Raw genomic sequence first — 17899 nt, 5'->3', positions numbered from 1 at the left:
GATTAACACTAAATAATTGCATAATTATTTTTACACTTGCAAATAAACTCTAACTAAATTATGCAGAAGTATAGCGGCCAGAAACGCATTTTAGTGGCTACCGATTGTATCATTTTTGGATTTGACGGCTGGAATATCAAATTATTGCTGGTTCAGCGTGGCCTTGAGCCCGAAAAACATAAATGGAGCCTGATGGGTGGCTTTATTCAGCCCTCAGAATCGCCGGACGATGCCGCTAACCGTGTTTTAGAGCTGCGTACCGGGCTTAAAAATGTGTACATGGAGCAATTTCGCGTATTTGGCAGCCCCGACCGTGACCCGGTTGAACGTACGCTTTCCATAGCTTATTTTGCACTGATAGATATTCACCAGTACGAAAAACAATTGAGTGAAGAATATCACCCGGAATGGTTTTTACTGGATGAAATGCCCGATTTGATATTTGACCATGCCCAAATGGTTAGGTTGGCACTAAGGCAGCTGCGCTATAAAGCAGCGCTTCACCCGATACTGTTTCAGCTTTTGCCCGAAAAATTTACCATCCCGCAATTGCAGGCGCTGTACGAAGGGGTTTATCAAACTAAATTCGACGATAGGAATTTCAGCCGTAAACTGTTATCAACCGGCTTGTTGGTTAAGCAACCCGAAAAGGATAAGCTATCCTCAAAAAAAGGAGCGTTTTATTATAAGCTCGATCAATCGCACTACGAACAAAATTTCGAGTCGTTTTTAAACCTTGTACCAAACCCCGAGAAGTTTTTTTAAGGATTTGAGTATCCAGCCTGGCAGTTTCAAAGTTCGAGATACCGGGTTTTTCAGACTGTTTTTTTGATTTTTTGCGCAAAATATCCTCATGTTGTTTTTGTGTAAATAAATGCACTTTTTGTTTCAATAAATAGCATATTTATGATTGAAAAGTTGAGTTTAATGACCCTGTTTTACCCGTTTGTGCATGAATAAAGGGCGGTTTTGAAAATATAAAAGGATGCTTATGAATTTGTATGGTTTACCCACAAATAAAAGCGGTTTTGCAAACCCCGATTTGCGGAATTCGCCTTAATTTGTGGGAATTGTTTTTTATAAATTTTGACCATCCATACCAGGCAATATAGGTCCGGTTTTTCTCGTTTCTCCGCAATTTTTGTTAAAAAACGCGCAAAGATTAAAACTTTATATAAATTTACTTTTCATACCGATTATTGAACCAATTTATTACCTAAGTTTTTGCCATGCCCGTTGGAGTGTTGTATGTTGATGATGAGATAAATAATTTAAATAGTTTTAAGGCGGCGTTTAGGCGAAGTTTTAATATTTATACAGCACAATCGGCAGCCGAGGGGTTCCAGGTGCTGCAAACTTATGAAATAGGCGTTATAATTACCGATCAGCGTATGCCCGTTACAACGGGTATCGAATTTTTAGAGTCAATTTTACCTTTGTATCCCGATACTATTCGCATACTTTTAACAGGTTTTTCGGATGTTAATGCGGTAATGGATGCAATTAACCGTGGGCAGGTTTACAAATACCTGGTAAAACCCTGGCAAAACGACGAACTAAAAATTTATATTCAAAATGCTATAGAAATATATGAGCTGCGACGGGAAAATAAGGAGCTAACCTATAAATTGCAAATAGCAAACCTCGAACTGGAATCGCTTCATAAAACCGGGGGATAATTTAGAATTGAGGTAGGTTTAACGGGCATCACACTACACATTAATCATCTGTACATGTTTAGTATTTCAAATCTTACATTTCAAAGCTAATATTGACATGAAAACGATTTGCAAAGCTAATTTGTGCGATTGTTTATGTTTAACAGTACTTAATAGTCTCAAATCTCAAATCTCATATCTCGTATCTGTTTCTCTTTTTTTATTGTGTTTTAATTCAGGTGCAAACGCGCAAAATGGTTTTTCGAACCAGGGTACCGAATTTTGGACGGTTTATATGGATCATATTGATCCACCTACAACAAGCGATCCTAATGGTACTGTAAGTAAAATGGATCTTTACATTACCGCCGATGTAAATACCAGGGTAACGGTTGCCATTGCCGATGGTACTTTTTCGCAAAGCTATGATGTTGTTGCACGGCAGATACTTACTGTTGCAATACCCGCAAGCGCATTTATAGATCAACAGGGATTAAGTTTAAAAGGTATTCACATTACAGCCCAAAAACCGATTGCCGTTTATGCCCATATTTTCGCTCAAAGCGTTTCGGGCGCCACACTTTTACTGCCTGTAAATGTGCTGGGTAAAGATTATCTTTCTATTAATTACACCCAGCAATCCAATTCGCTCAGCAGCGAAAAAAGGCCGTCTTATTCCACATTTGCAGTTATCGGTACCGAAGATAATACTACGGTAGAAATAACACCAACCACCTACCTGCTTAATGGCGAACTTCCGGGTAAGCCTTTTACTGTAATTTTAAACAAAGGCCAGGTGTACCAGGCACTGGCAAATAATGATTTAACCGGTACGCGCATCCGTACGATAAGCACACAAGCAGGCACATGTAAAAAAGTGGCTGTTTTTTCGGGCAGTTCAAAAATACTTATCGGTTGTATAACCAAAAACAATACATCTGATAATCTTTTTCAACAGGTTTATCCAACGGCAGCCTGGGGCAAAAATTATATCACTGCGCCCCTAAAAAGCCGCTATTATGATGTTTTCAGGATCGTTAAAAGCGATGATAACACAACGGTAAACCTAAATGGTACTAACCTTTCACCGTCGGATTTTGTAAACGGACGTTATTACGAGTTTAATTCAACCAGCCCCAATGTTATTAAAGCCGATAAACCTGTGCAGGTTGTGCAGTATGCCGTAACTCAATTTAAAACAATTAACTGTATTGATACCGCGCAGGATATAGGCGATCCTGAAATGATTTATCTTAATCCGCTTGAACAAACGCTTGATCATGTCACCTTAAATTCAACCGGTAATTTCAGGATTGCCAATAACTATATTAATGTAATTATTAAAACAGCCGCCGTACCCACCTTTGCGCTTGACGGTAAGCCGTATACTGAATTTACTCCGGTTAGCAATAATCCAGCTTATTCATATGCCCAGATATATGTTTATAATGGCGTTCACCATATTAGCGCATCCGATGGTTTTAACGCCATTGCGTATGGCTTCGGCAACGCCGAATCATACGGTTACGCCGCGGGCACCAACTTGAAAAATTTAACCCAGTTTATAGCGCTGGATGACCCCAAAACCAATACTGCTACGTTAAATGGCTGCTCTGGCGTAACCTACAAAATACAATTAACCCTTCCTTACAAAACAACGCACATCAGATGGGATTTTAAAAATGGTATTACTTATAATGATAGCAACCCGGTTGTAAAATCAACGTCGGTAAAGGGCGGGCAAACATTATATTTATATGAGTATGCAGCCGACCAGGTTTATAAAGCCGGCGATTACTCTATATTGGCAACTGTATTTAACCCGGTTGCCGATGAATGTGGTTCGGACGAAGATGTCGAGCTCGACTTCAACATCTCGGACCCGCCTGTTTCAAAGTTCAACTTTTCGGGAGTATGTTTGGGCGATACCACATTTTTTAGGGATACATCGGCAACTAACGGCCGCGAAATTAAAACCTGGTTGTGGGATTTTGGCGATGGGCACACCGATGTAGTACAAAACCCTTCGCATTTGTATACAAAGGCTGGCAATTACACAGTAAGGGTTACCATTACCAACGAAAATGGCTGTGCCGATATATCGGATGCTGCTACGGTGAATATCAGTAATTTGCCTGTGGCAAACTTTGAGGTAGCTGCATCCGGATGCCCTGCACAGGATATAATTTTTACCGATCAGTCTGTTGCCGGCGATGGTACAATTTCAAAATGGATATGGGATTTTGGGGACAGTACGGCCGTTGTAGTAAAAACAGATAAATCTCCTTTTACACATGTTTACCCGGTTGGCGGCACTTATAATGTTAAGTTAACGGTATTGAACGCCAACGGATGTGCGGGCCCGGTTAAACAAAAAACAGTAGTGATAACCCCACTTCCTGTGGTTGATTTTATTTTGCCCGACGCGTGCGTTGCTGATTATGTTCAATTTAAAGACAGTAGCATTATTGCCGACCATACGGAGGCTGATTTTATTTACCATTGGAATTTTGGCGACATTAACGCCACCGCTGCCAATAATATATCTGCTGAAAAAAATCCCAGGCATCATTATACCCAGGCGCGTGATGACTACCAGGTGACTTTAACAGTAACTTCAAAATATGGCTGTAGCTATACCAAAACCAAAACCTTTGTAGTTAACGGCGATATTCCTAAAGCAAACGTGGTGTTAAAAGATCCATCAGCGGTATGTAGTAATAAAGAAGTTTTCTTTGAAAACCGGTCTTCGGTTAACTTTGGTAACATAACCCGGCTGGAGGTGACTTTTGATATGGGAGATGCTTCCTCGTTACAGGTGTATGAACATCCAACTTATGGGCAGCAACTGCGCTACACTTATCCCATATTTACCGATGGCGACCGTACTTTTAATGTGCATGTAGCAGCCTACTCGGGTGGCGTTTGTGCCAATATTCAGGAATTTCCTTTAGTTGTAAAAGCTACACACGTTATCACTTTGATGCAGGTGCCATCAATATGTCCCGAAGCTACACCTGTACAGCTTGCGCCTTTAAGTATAGTAGGGCAGCAGGGTAGTGGGGGGTATTCAGGTAAGGGCGTAAGTAGGACTGGCTTATTTGATCCGGCCGTTGCCGGTACAGGCACTGCTGAGGTAAGCTATATTTATACCACTCCCAATAGCTGTCCTGATACCGTGAAACAACAAATTATGGTATACCCATCACCAACAGTAAGCTCAGCCGGGGCACTAACTGTGCTTGAAGGTGCTACAGTTACCTTGAATACATCAGCGTCGGGCCATAATCTGAGTTATAAATGGTATCCTGCTATAGGCTTAGATCATGACGATGTATTAAATCCGGTTGCAAGCCCTGCAGAAAATACCAGTTACCGGTTAACTGTAACATCGGCAGAAGGCTGTTCAAGTTCGGTTGATGTTATGGTGAAGGTTTTAAAATACCTGGTGATACCCAATGCTTTTACGCCTAATGGCGATGGCAGAAATGATGTTTGGGATGTGAAATATTTAGATGAATATCCTAACAATACCGTCGAAGTGTATAACAGGTACGGTCAAAAAGTATTTTCATCAATTGGCTACCCTGTTCCCTGGGATGGCAGATACAAAGGGAATTACCTGTCGCCGGGCACTTATTATTATATTATCAATCCGAAGAACGGCCGTAACGTGGTATCAGGAAGTGTAACCATAATTAGGTAGATGTTTAAGAATGCTTTATATTTATAGGGTCGAAATGAGCCTGTAAATTATACAGGTACCGTGAGCCTGACCTGCATGAATAAAATTTTTACCTTAATAAACCTTTTCCTATTTCTCTGTTGTTTTGCTTGCCGCGTTTCGGCCCAAATTACACAAACGGTTACAAGTGGTTCAAGTACGCAGGTTATTAATTTTCCGGGTGCGGGTTGTGTTTTTGACTGGGAAAACGATAATACTTCTATTGGTTTATTGCAAAACGGTACCGGCAATATTCAGGCCTTTACAGCTATCAACACCGGCAAGGTGGGTGTTAAAGCAACCATTACGGCGGTGGCGCAGCCTACAGGTTTTGCTTACATACCTAATATGGGCGATGGAACCGTCTCTGTTGTGGATCTGACAAGCAATAAAACGGTTTCGGCAATAAGTGTCGACAAAGATCCCGTATGGGTTACCGTGAGCCCGGATGGAAAAACGGCATATGTATCAAACGAAACTGCACAAAGTATAAGTGTTATTAATACTACAACAAATAAGGTCACAACAACAATCGCTACCGGCGGAATAACATTAGGAACAGTAACTAGCCTGGATGGTAGTAAATTGTACGTAGCCTGCACCGGCACAAATAATTTACTGTTAGTAAATACTTCCGATAACAGCATCATTCAAAAAATAGCATTAAACGCATCGCCATTTGGTATTACAATGAGTCCTGATGGCAGGTTTATATATACCGCCAATCTTAACGACAATAACATTTCTGTTGTAAGTACAGCTACAAACACGCTTATTACAAATATAGCGGTTGGCACAAGCCCATCGGCCCTGGTATTAAATCCTGATGGTAGTCGGTTGTATGTAACCAATCAAAATTCAGGTTCTATATCTATTATTAATACAGCCGCCAATCAGGTAATTGATACGTCGGTCACCGGCCAAACTTCTGCGGATATAGCCATAAGTTTGGATGGGCAATGGCTGTACACTACTAACTTTGTAGCGGGTACAGTTTCTGTTATCAGTACGGCGTCAAATAAAATTGTGAGCAGTATCAATGTTGGCGATATGCCTGTCGGGATATCTATTAGTTCGGGCGGTAGCAGATTATATATTTCCAATCAAGGTTCCAACAACGTTAGTGTTATCAATACCTTTACCAATAAGGTAATTGCAACGGTTGCGGTAGGTGCATCGCCAAACGGGCAGGGGCATTTTATAAAAAATGGACTGAATTGCACTGATAAGCCACTTCGCTATTATATAAACGTAAACCCAGCCGGGCTGCAACCTTCAATTTTTGCAAGCGCTGTAACCGGCAACATTTCCTCGTGTGCCGGAACTGTTTCGCAAACCCCGGCTTTGTTACAATTTAAGTTGTCGGCCAGTAATCTGGCCGAAGATATTGTTGCCGTAGCCCCGGCTGGTTTTGAATTTTCGCTTTCGCCAAATACGGGTTATGGGACAACGTTGTTAATAACCCCTGATAACGGAAGTGTTGCAGAAGAGGTAATTTATATCAGAAGTAGCGCCGCCGCAGCGGTTGGTAATATATCCGGAGATGTGATTCTGACATCAGGATCTGTAAAAGAAATGGTACCCTTAACCGCCACTATTAACCCGCTGCCAACCGTTGGTAAAGTGCCGGATCAGGTAAAGTCAAACGGCCAAACCACTGATGCGGTTAACTTTAGCGGAAATGGGAACGCTTTTTTATGGAGTAACGATAACCCTGCGATTGGGCTGCCTGCAACGGGAACGGGCGACATTGGTGCGTTTACCGCAGTTAATACAGGCAAAACTCCTATAACAGCAAAAATTAAGGTAACGCCCTTACTTGCGGGTTTTGTTTTTATGGCCAATTTTAACGGCGGAACCGTATCCATGATCAATACGGCTACTAATAAAGTGATGTATACGCTAACTGCAGGTGCAAATCCTATTGGTGTATCGGCAAATCCAAAGGGAACAAGGGTATATGTAACAAACTTTAGTTCAAATAGCATTACTGTTATCGATGTTGCTTCTCATTCCGTATTAGCAACCATTACGGTAGGAAAAAGTCCTAACGGTGTAACCGTAAGCCCGGATGGCAGTAAGGTATACGTATCCAATAGTAATGATAACAGCCTGTCGGTAATTGATGCCGCCACAAATGAGGTTGTTGCTACGGTTAAAGTTGGTAATTATCCAATTGGAATTACGGTAAGCAAGGATGGTAGTAAAATATATGTAGCTGACGATCTGGCTAATAAAATAACAGTGCTCAATGCAGCCAACAACGCGTTTATAAAAGATATCCCTGTTGGCAATGGTCCATCAAATACCGTTTTAAGTCCGGATGGTGGCAGGTTATACGTTGCAAATAGCAGCGGGAATTCAATTTCAGTTATTAATACTTTAACAGACGATGTGATAGGCACCATTGCTACCGAATCAATTGTATTGGGGCTGGCAATAAGCCCTGACGGCACTCGCCTGTATGCAAACAATAACCCGCCAACAAACTCGCTGGTATACGTTTTTGATACTGGCAACTTTGCCACGTTAAATAAAATCGCTATTGGCTCGGCAACCGAGGGATTAGCCATCAGCCCTGATGGCAGCAGGGTTTATGTATCCAATATTTACAATAATTCGGTGAAGGTTATTGATACCCAGACAGAGAAAGTTGTTGCTGATGTCCCTGCCGGCCAAGGCCCAAGTTCTGTAGGTAACTTTGTAACAGCTGGTTCGCCTTGTGATGGCGAGCCCATAACTTTTACCGTAACCGTAAAGCCGACAGCCGCGCCAACCATTGTTGCCACAGGTACTTTAGTGGCAATCACATCCACTTATGGTAGCCCTTCGGCAGCGCCGCCCAGTTTCGCCGTGTCAGGCTCGGATTTAACTACCAGCATCCTTGTTACGCCGCCGGAAGGTTTTGAGGTTAGTTTAGATGATGTTAACTTTAGCCCCGTGCTAACAATAGGGGGCCAGGGAACTGTTGCCCAAACAATTATTTATGTGCGCCTGGCGTCAAAAACAGATGTGGGTAGTTACGTAGGCGATATTGTATTAACCAGCAAAGGTGCTGGCAATGTTGTCGTGGCTGCCACCGGAACAGTGAAGCCGGCAACAGTAACTATAACAGCTAATACCGTACATAAGGTATATGGAAATACACTTACAGGCGTTAAAGGTTCAACTGCATTTACTCAAACAGGTTTGCAAAACTCAGAAACAATAGGCAGTGTAAGTATTGACTACGGGCAGGGTGCCGCAGCCGGCGATGCCATTAACACCTACATAGGCTCAGTAAAGGCATTTTTAGCTGTTGGCGGAACTTTTAAAGCCAGCAATTATATAATTAACTACTTGCCAGGTGATATCGTGGTCGACGCTGTTCCTGTCATTTCGGCAACCGGAACACTACAACCCTTGGTTACTACTTATGGCACCCCGTCGGCAACAACCAGCTTCACGGTTTCGGGTGCCAATTTGTCGTTGGGTATTTTGGTTACGCCACCTGTGGGTTTAGAGGTGAGCACAGATAATATTACTTTCACAAAAACTGTCACTATAGGGACAAGCGGTTTGTCTACATCAACAATTATATACTTTAGGCTTGCCTCCGTTACAAATGCAGGCAGTTATCCCGGCAATATTGTGCTAACCAGCCAGGGTGCATTAGATGTAAATGTACCGATGGTTAGCAATACGGTGAATAGGGCGCCCTTAATTATTACTGCAAATAACGTAAACAAAACCTACGGCGATGCCTTGAGTGGTGGCACCGGTTTTACTTCATTTACATGGGGTGGCTTGCAAAATTCCGAAACTATAGGAAGCGTGTCTGTAACTTATGCATCCGGTGCGGCCGCAACAGATAATGTGGGCGTATACAGCGGTTCGGTATCACTGGATTATGCAGTTGGCGGAACGTTTAAAGCCACTAACTATAACATTGACTATGCCCATGCCGATATTATGGTGAATAAAGCAAATTTAACCGTTATTGCCAATAGTAAAAACAGAAAATACGGCGAGCCAAATCCCGATTTAGATATAACTTATATCGGTTTCAGGAATTTTGATGGTATTTCGCAGCTGACGGTATTGCCTTCTGTAACAACATCAGCTAATGTATTGTCGCCTGTTGGGCAATATGTCATAAAGGCGGGCGGAGCTCAGTCTGGTAATTACAATTTTACTTACATTGATGGTGTGCTAACTATAGAGCCTGTTAAACTTGATATTGTTATACCCAATGCATTTTCGCCAAACGGAGATGGTAGCAACGACAATTGGCAAATTAAAAATCTGGATGCTTTTCCAGGTTGTGCGGTTAATATATTCAACCGTTATGGTGCAAAGGTTTTTTCGTCAGTTGGTTATACTGTTCCCTGGGACGGGAAATATGATGGCATTATAGTTCCACCCGGAACTTATTACTATGTTATCAGTCTTAAAAACGGAAGCAGCCCAATGTCGGGCTATGTAATTATTGTTAGATAAAACAGTGTGTAAATATGGAAACGTTTTGCCTTGAAACTCCCGGTTAATGGTGCTGGCGAGCCCGAATTGGGATACAAATTATAACATATAAAGTTTATATGTCGATATTTTATCAAATTATATCGGTGCTTTATACAATAAGATACCGAGAAAGATTATATTCGTCAATCAGTTACAATGTCCCGTGGAATGGTAGGTATAAAAGAAATAAACTACCTTTCGGAATTTATTATTATATAATAAAACCCTAGAAAGCACGTCAGGTTACGTTGGGACCTGTAACCATTATAAGTTAAATTAATGAAGAGAATTTTATACGCGATTGTTTTTTTTATTGCCGGTGCACAATTTGTTTATGCGCAGCAAAAGCCCCAATACACGCAATATATTTTTAATAATTACCTGCTAAACCCGGCCCTAACCGGGATTGAGAATTATACTGATGTTAAAGCAGGCTACCGCAGCCAATGGACTGGCCTTGAAGGTGCGCCCACAACCGGTTATTTAAGCATCAACGCGCCCATTGGGGATAGGTTTGTACAGGGCGATGCTACGGCCTTCCCGGCAAGCGGCGGGCTTAATCCTTCAAGCAGGCTGTATACGCAGCAGTACCAGGCTGCAGAACCCCACCACGGTATTGGCTTAACCTTGGTATCCGATAAAACAGGCCCCATAAGCCAAACAACTATCGATGCTACGTATGCTTATCATTTAGGGCTTACCGACAGGTTAAACCTGGCGGTTGGTGTATCGGCGGGGGTAAGCCACAACGTGCTCGATCGCGCGGCACTTCATTTTGGTGGGGTAGATGATTCTGATCCCATCCTGGCCAACCTTAACACTAATCAGTGGAAACCCGATTTGGGTTTTGGAGTTTGGGCTTATGCTTCTGATTACTTTTTTGGTGTATCGGTGCAGCAAATATTGCCGCAAAGCTTGTATGTAACCGGATCTTCATCGCTAAATAAAACAGTACCTCATTACTTCTTTACGGCGGGCACCAAGCTATTTTTGTCTGATGATGTTACACTTATCCCGTCGGTATTGGTTAAGGTGATACAACCGGTGCCTACTACCTTTGATGTAAACATGAAAGTATCGTTCCAGGACAAGTTTTGGTTAGGCGGCTCATACCGCCGCAGCGATTCTTTTGCGGCCATGGTTGGTTTCAACCTTAGTTCATTTATCAATGTTGGTTACTCATATGATTTTACCACTTCGGCCCTAAACACCGTGAGTAATGGATCGCACGAAATAGTTATAGGAATCCTGCTTAATAACCGTTATAAAGTTACCTGTCCACAGCATACGTTTTAAGGAAGTATCAAGTAGTTAGTATCAAGTATCAAGACAAGAATATGTTGGTAATGGTTTCAATTGCCATTCCCTTAATAAAAAATGCCTTGACACAATCAAGGCATTTTTTATTAAATTCTATATCATCTGCACATTTGGTATCTGAAATCTGCACATCCGCTACAGCTCTCTGCGTAACCTTGCAACCGGGATATTCATTTGCTCGCGGTATTTGGCTACGGTGCGGCGGGCTATGTTATAGCCGGCATCTTTTAATATATCGGTCAGTTTTTCATCGGCAAGCGGATGGCGTTTGTCTTCTTTACCAATATGCTCTTCCAGTATTTTTTTAACTTCTTTATTAGATACCTCTTCGCCGCTTTCGGTCTGAATAGCTTCAGAGAAAAAGGATTTTAACAGAAATGTGCCAAACTCCGTTTGAACGTACTTGGAGTTGGCCACGCGCGATACGGTACTGATATCCATGTTTATCCTGTCGGCAATATCTTTCAGGATCATCGGTTTAAGGTTTTTATCATCACCTGTAAGGAAAAACTCGTACTGATATTGCATAATGGCATTCATTGTTTTAAGCAATGTTTGCTGCCGTTGTTTAATGGCATCAATAAACCATTTGGCCGAGTCGAGCTTTTGTTTTACAAACTGCACGGCTTCCTTTAGTTTTTTATCCTTTTGTGATGCCTTATCGTAATGTTGAAACATCTCCTGGTATGAGCGACTTACGCGCAATTCGGGAGCATTTTTGGAGTTTAAGGTGAGTATCAGCACCCCATCGTTATTGATGATGTGAAAATCAGGTATCACCTGCATTTGCTTGGTGTTAATCTCGTTACTGTCGCCTGGCTTGGGGTTAAGTTTTAAAATCTCGTTTATAACGCCACGCAACTCATCCGAATCCATGTTTAACGATTTTTCCAGCTTATCGTAATGTTTGCGGGTAAATTCGTCAAGGTATTGCTCAACAACAATAATTGCCTTTTTTATGATAAGGTCATTAGGGTCTTTTTTACGAAGTTGAATTAGCAGGCATTCCTGCAGGCTGCGTGCGCCCACGCCGGCCGGGTCAAAGTTTTGAATCACTTTTAACATGTCTTCAACTTCCTCGTCTTCGGCCATTACGTTTTGCGAGAAGGCGAGGTCGTCGGTAAGTGACATGATAGGGCGGCGCAGATATCCATCATCATCAAGGCTGCCAATAATTTGTTTGCCTATTCTGAAATCCTTATCACTTAGTGGCAATAGGTCAAGCTGGAGTTGCAGGCTTTCAAAAAACGAGCTTTGTACAGCAATAGGGATTTCTTTTCGCTCATCCTCGTCATCGCCATTTTGGTCATACCGCGATCCGTAATCATTTACATTGTCGTCCTGTAAATAATCGTCTATGTTAAACTCATCCATTTCGCCCTTTTCTTCATCGCCATTAAAGGTATCTTCGTCGGGGTCGCGGTCCGGGTATTCTTCAACAGGCTCATTCAGGTTTGTTAAGCTCAGATCTTCGAGTGCGGGATTTTCTTCCAGCTCTTCTTTAATACGGGTATCAAGGGATACGGTAGGTACCTGCAGCAATTTAATAAATTGAATTTGCTGTGGGGATAGCTTTTGTAAGAGTTTTTGTTGAAGGTTCTGTTTTAGCATAGTTAAGACGTGTCCAAAAATACATCAATTACCGTTAACTTTAAAATAACTTACGGCAATAGGAACAATGATGATAAATGCTAAATAAAAACTTTTGTTTGATTAGTGTGTTAATAATCTTAACCAAAAATCAATATCATGGCCGTAATTAAAGAATTTAAGGAATTTGCCCTGCGTGGCAACGTTGTTGACCTTGCAGTAGGTGTTATTATTGGCGCCGCTTTCGGTAAAATAGTTACCTCGCTGGTAACAGATATCATTATGCCGCCAATTGGCCTTATTACAGGTGGTGTAGATTTTAAAGATATCAAGATATTGCTGAAACGTGGCGATGTTGCTAAAAAAATACCCGATGTGACTGTTAATATTGGCAATTTTATTAACATCACCATTGAGTTTTTAATAGTGGCTTTTTGTATTTTTCTTATTGTAAAAACAATCAATGCCATGAAGCGCCCGCCCGAACCAGAGGTTGCTCCGGCACCCGATCCAGCCCCGACAAAAGAAGAGGTTTTACTTACTGAAATCAGGGATCTTTTAGCAGCCCGGAAATCTTAATGTTCAATAGCTGATAGTTCATAGATTGTAGCTTTGATGTGATCCGTGAACCATCAGCTATGATCTAAAAGCTCTTTGGCAACTTGGGGTCTGTGAGGATAATATAGTCCGCCAGTTTACTGAACTTGGCCCAGTCGGGGTTATCAAAACTATCATCCGCATAAGCGCCTATGGAGATAACACGCGCTTTTGGAGCGTATTTCTTAAGCTGGGCAACGGCACCCATTTTTTCTTCGCTATGAAAGCCGCCGTTAATTTGAAGTATTTTAAAGTCAGTATGTTTTTTGTAAAATTGGGCTATTGACCAACCCATTGTTGCATCCCAAAGGTTTTGCGATTGATAAATTTGCATTCCTGCCATAGCGGAGTGGCCGCCCATTATCTTTACAAATTTATCGTAATAGGGGCCCGTAGCCGTATCAATAGGCAGGGGGGCGAGATAACCTTTGGCTTGCGCATCAAGTTGCTGCAGGCTGTTTAAACCATTGCGAGTTACCATGTTGGTATAGCGCGATGGAGCGTTTGCCGCTACCACAGGTATTTGGCTTTGTTTAGCCAGTTCAACCATTGGGCGATAATCTTTGTAATTGGGCCAGGTGCGTGCATCGCTCACCAGGTTTTTTTCGCGGATGAGGCCGTTTAAGTATTCGTTTAAAACCAGTTGGCAATCGGTAGTAAACATTTCCACAGATAAAGCTGTTTTGCCGGGATATTGTTGTGCCAGTTGTGTGAAAATTTGCAACTCGAGCAGGTGCCCGGTAGAATCATTATGTTCCTCGCCAAAAAATAATACATCGGCCTTGGCCATGTTATTGATAATGTCGGCAATTGTTGCCGGTTTTTGTGTTGCGGTGCTATATATTTTATAATGAATTGCCGGGATAGCCTGACTTAATGCAGTAAAGGGTAAACAAATGACAAGCAGCAGGATAGATAGTTTCATATTGTGGTTTTAAAACGCTTAATTTACAGCAATAAATATAGAGCGACAAATAAGAAAAATAGTGTTTGAAAAGTTTTAAAATATTACTACATTTGCGCTCTTGTTTTTAAAACGACGAATAGAATAAATAGTTATGAAAAGAACGTTTCAGCCTTCTCAAAGAAAAAGAAGAAATAAACACGGATTCCGTGAACGCATGTCAACTGCTAACGGCAGGAGAATATTAGCAGCCAGAAGAGCTAAAGGCAGAAAAAGATTATCAGTTTCTGACGAGGGTCGTCATAAAGCATAAACCGGTTGCGCTGGTTGGCATTTTGCCAATCAATGGATACCGATTGTCTGCTTAAATCCCGGTTCCAGATAAGCAACTATGTATACTTTTAAAAAAGAAGAACGGTTATGTAATAAAAGGCTTATAGATAAGCTTTTTCATAGCGGCTCTTCTTTTTTGTGTTATCCTTTTAAGGCCTCGTGGTTGTATCATACAGAGCCACAGCAATTTCCTGCACAAATATTATTTTCGGTTTCCAAAAAGCGCTATAAACATGCTGTTGACCGGAATTTAATAAAGCGCTGTATGCGCGAAAGCTACCGGTTGCATAAACAACAAAACTTATACAAGTTGCTGCAAACAGCCGATAAAACCATCGTACTGTCTATAGGTTATATTGGTAAGGAGATTGTGCCGTACAGCACCATTGAAAAAAAAATGCTGAAGATGCTTGCGCTGTTGTCTGAGCAACTAACTGCCGCCAATAATGTAATTGTATGATGGCGCTGGTGGATTTGTTTAAACAGCTTATAGGCTATATTTTTATAGTCCTGATAAAAGTATACCAGTATTTTATTTCGCCTATGACGGGTGCTTCGTGCAGGTACACGCCAACATGCTCGCAATATGGGGTAGAGGCCATCAGGAAGCACGGTGCCTTTAAAGGCGGGTGGCTAACCATTAAACGGATTGCCAGTTGTAATCCCTGGGGAGGGCATGGGCATGACCCTGTACCTTAATTAGTTTTAAGTTTTGAGGGGTGGGTTTTGAGTTTTTCTCAATGGTGGTATTCGGGGCTTAAATGGTTTAGCATTTTGTATTGTTAATATGATTGCGTTTTTGAACTTTTCAAACTCACAACTCACAACTAAAAAGATGGGCCTTATTTTACAAATAGAAACTGCAACAACATCATGCTCAGTAGCATTAGCTGCTGACGGTAAGGTTTTGGCTTTTAAGCAGGTAAATGAGCGGAATAAACACGCCGAGGTTATTACTTTATTTACAGAAGAACTTATAACCAGCGGTAATTTTACTTACCGCGACCTTGACGCTATTGCGGTAAGCTGCGGCCCAGGCTCGTACACAGGTTTGCGCATCGGCGTATCTACAGCAAAAGGGCTGTGCTTCGCACTTGATAAGCCGCTGATAGCTATAGAAACTTTGGAGGCGATGGCTTATGGTGTTATAAATGATAATACCATATCTATTGATAAAAACAGGTTGCTATGCCCCATGATTGATGCCCGAAGAATGGAGGTTTACTGTGCTGTTTTTAATATAGCCGGCGAAAAACTTAAAGATACAGCCGCCGAAATTATTGATGAGCACAGTTTTGCTCATTTGCTAAATAATAACCAAATCCTTTTTTTTGGCGATGGTGCCGACAAATGTGAAGCTGTTTTAGGCCGCCATCCAAACGCTGGTTTTTTACGCAATTTCGAAAACTCTGCAACCTATCTTACCCAAAAAGCAGCCGAAAAATTCGCCAATAAAGATTTCGAAGATGTTGCCTATTTTGAACCCTATTATCTCAAGGATTTTATAGCCGGAGTTAAGAAAGAAGCAAGAAGTTAGAGTCAGGAGTTAAGACTTTTGGAGCGATGGTCGAGAAAAAAGCAACTTGTAATAAATCTGTCCGTGTTCAATTAAGGCTACCTAAAAAACACAACCTATTCAACAAAGGAAGCTGTCTTGATTCTTGACTCTAACCTCTTGACTCTTTTTTAATTGCCTGTTTTAAACAATCGTCCCCACAACCTTCCAAAAAAGCCTTTTTCGCCCATCGGGATGTAGCTTGAGTTCATCGGATGTTCAATCACCGTGCCAAATTTTAGCGAGAAACCAAGAAATATGTCCATGCCTGAGTAGGTGCCAATATGATCTATCTGTGTTTGGTTACCCAAGGCGGCAAAGGCAAGCCTGCCTGTGTTAATGAGCCTCTCGGTACCTCCGTATACCTCAAAGTTCGGGGTTTTATACATCAACTGGGCACCTACATTAAATAGTTTCATATCATCGTAACTGGCTGTAATTGTAGCGGTATAGTTTTGATATTGCACATGATTAACCAGCGCCGCGGTAAAACCTGTAAACCAAAACTCTTTTGAGCCTATTAGGGTTGGGGTGTATTTAAAATTATTGTCGTAATCTATCCAGTATGTTTTCGATGCGCTTAACTCGCCCCTGGCGTTTGTTTTTGTTGTAAACGAGCCAATTTTTGACATCGCTTCAGTGCTTCTGAATAGCTTAATTACCGCGTTGTATATGCTGTCTTCACGGTGACCCGATCCTAACCCGGTTATAGTTGTAGTATTATCAAAATCAGAAGCAAGCGAACGGCTGCTCCAGTGTATAAATCCTAAATCTTTAATATTTGCCTGTATGGTTATTTTGTCGTCGGTTATGTACGATGTTCCAATGGTTATCGAAGCACCCGGGCTTCGAAATGTAGGCAGGTAATCATGGGCAGACGGCTGGCCCGGTATGTAGCTTGAATAATAACGACCGCGCATGCTGAGAGTTGCCTGGTTATTCACCGAATCAAACACAGCGTGCGAACCTGTAATATCAAACTTTGAATATTTTACACCTAACAAAGCACTCAACTTAAAACCAAAAGCAAACTGTTTGTTGATCCGTTCGCGGTACGAGTAACTGATCTGATTATAGGTTTGTAATTGAAAATGATTGTTGAAGATATCATCATATGGGTTGCCCTTAAAATTGGCAACATTGTCAAACAAGGCAATAGTTTCATCGGATACCAGGCCGCGGCTTTCTGCTTTTAATTGGTATGAAAAACCCATCTCCACATCGCCATTAAGGCTTGTGAACGATTTAAGCATTAGGCCGTAGGCATTAACATTGGCATTAAAATGATTGTACTTGCTTTTACCAATTTGAAGTGCCGATGCTTTATAAGTTGGAGTAGTAGAAAAAATCCTGTTTTTAAGCGCCTGTTGGATATCTCCGGTTACGTAGGCGTTTGCGCCAAAGTTTGGTAAAAAAAAGTTAAATGCGTATTGCCTGCTTGAATCGGGTATAAATGATCTTACAGATGGGTTTTCAAATGAATCGTAGAGCGTACCGGTGTTATACTGCGAAAATTGCTGGGCCGAAGCCGAGAAAGAGATGAGCAAAAAGAAGAAAAGAATGTAAATTTTATTCATATAATATCTCGCGAGCCTTAGTCCGTTTAATTTTTTAAAGATAAAATTCAAAAACGGTTATCTGTAAAAAAGAATAAATTAATCAGTAGTTTTAACGTATTTAAGCGTAAGTTGGTTGTGAAATGGCCAAAGTAATTTTAC

At 41.5% G+C, this 17899-nt stretch carries 13 protein-coding genes; 10 read left to right on the top strand and 3 right to left on the bottom strand.

Annotated elements, in window-relative coordinates; genetic code table 11:
• Nucleotides 1–60 precede the first annotated feature (60 nt).
• The 5 genes from AC1DV1_RS25890 (at nt 61) to AC1DV1_RS25870 (ending at nt 11178) form a co-directional block, all read left to right on the top strand.
• The gene (locus AC1DV1_RS25890; protein ID WP_147059327.1) at nt 61–765 is read left to right on the top strand and encodes an NUDIX hydrolase; all 705 of its coding nucleotides are present in this window, start codon (nt 61–63) and stop codon (nt 763–765) included.
• Between the two features lie 464 nt (nt 766–1229).
• Nucleotides 1230–1679 (top strand): response regulator, encoded by a 450-nt coding sequence (locus AC1DV1_RS25885; RefSeq protein WP_477365725.1) that lies wholly within the window; start codon nt 1230–1232, stop codon nt 1677–1679.
• Between the two features lie 202 nt (nt 1680–1881).
• Nucleotides 1882–5364, top strand: a complete 3483-nt coding sequence (locus tag AC1DV1_RS25880) for a PKD domain-containing protein (RefSeq protein ID WP_477365722.1) — start codon at nt 1882–1884, stop codon at nt 5362–5364.
• A 75-nt stretch (nt 5365–5439) separates the two neighbouring features.
• Nucleotides 5440–9861 (top strand): beta-propeller fold lactonase family protein, encoded by a 4422-nt coding sequence (locus tag AC1DV1_RS25875; RefSeq protein WP_477365719.1) that lies wholly within the window; start codon nt 5440–5442, stop codon nt 9859–9861.
• Between the two features lie 300 nt (nt 9862–10161).
• Nucleotides 10162–11178, top strand: coding sequence for a PorP/SprF family type IX secretion system membrane protein (locus tag AC1DV1_RS25870; RefSeq protein ID WP_477365716.1), 1017 nt, complete (start codon nt 10162–10164; stop codon nt 11176–11178).
• 159 nt (nt 11179–11337) lie between these two features.
• Here the strand turns inward: AC1DV1_RS25870 and rpoN are convergent, their stop codons facing one another.
• Entirely contained in the window at nt 11338–12813 is a 1476-nt protein-coding gene (rpoN, locus tag AC1DV1_RS25865) for an RNA polymerase factor sigma-54 (protein WP_477365713.1), read from the bottom strand.
• Between the two features lie 138 nt (nt 12814–12951).
• Between rpoN and mscL the strand changes: the two genes are divergently transcribed.
• Nucleotides 12952–13371, top strand: a complete 420-nt coding sequence (gene mscL / locus AC1DV1_RS25860) for a large-conductance mechanosensitive channel protein MscL (RefSeq protein WP_477365710.1) — start codon at nt 12952–12954, stop codon at nt 13369–13371.
• Nucleotides 13372–13435: 64 nt separating this feature from the next.
• On the opposite strand, the gene AC1DV1_RS25855 is transcribed toward mscL, so the two are convergent.
• The gene (locus tag AC1DV1_RS25855; protein WP_477365707.1) at nt 13436–14314 is read right to left on the bottom strand and encodes a ChaN family lipoprotein; all 879 of its coding nucleotides are present in this window, start codon (nt 14312–14314) and stop codon (nt 13436–13438) included.
• 133 nt (nt 14315–14447) lie between these two features.
• On the opposite strand from AC1DV1_RS25855, the gene rpmH reads away from it, so the two are divergent.
• The 4 genes from rpmH (at nt 14448) to tsaB (ending at nt 16163) form a co-directional block, all read left to right on the top strand.
• Nucleotides 14448–14606: a 50S ribosomal protein L34 gene (rpmH, locus tag AC1DV1_RS25850; protein ID WP_076375290.1), complete on the top strand. Its 159-nt coding sequence runs from the start codon at nt 14448–14450 to the stop codon at nt 14604–14606.
• A gap of 78 nt (nt 14607–14684) precedes the next feature.
• Entirely contained in the window at nt 14685–15086 is a 402-nt protein-coding gene (rnpA, locus tag AC1DV1_RS25845; RefSeq protein WP_477365704.1) for a ribonuclease P protein component, read from the top strand.
• The gene (yidD, locus tag AC1DV1_RS25840) at nt 15083–15325 is read left to right on the top strand and encodes a membrane protein insertion efficiency factor YidD (RefSeq protein WP_477365701.1); all 243 of its coding nucleotides are present in this window, start codon (nt 15083–15085) and stop codon (nt 15323–15325) included. The genes rnpA and yidD overlap by 4 nt, the downstream gene beginning before the upstream one ends.
• A 136-nt stretch (nt 15326–15461) precedes the next feature.
• On the top strand, nt 15462–16163 hold the full coding sequence (gene tsaB / locus AC1DV1_RS25835; RefSeq protein WP_477365698.1) for a tRNA (adenosine(37)-N6)-threonylcarbamoyltransferase complex dimerization subunit type 1 TsaB: 702 nt from the start codon (nt 15462–15464) through the stop codon (nt 16161–16163).
• Nucleotides 16164–16312: 149 nt separating this feature from the next.
• Here tsaB and AC1DV1_RS25830 read toward each other — a convergent pair whose 3' ends face one another.
• A complete protein-coding gene (locus AC1DV1_RS25830; RefSeq protein ID WP_477365695.1) occupies nt 16313–17758 on the bottom strand; it encodes a DUF5723 family protein in 1446 nt (481 codons plus the stop codon).
• Nucleotides 17759–17899: the final 141 nt, after the last annotated feature.

It is taken from the genome of Mucilaginibacter sp. P4_D1 (genome assembly GCF_056401935.1).
The sequence above is the reverse complement of the archived record's forward strand: the minus strand, read 5'-3'. Positions and strand labels throughout refer to the sequence as shown.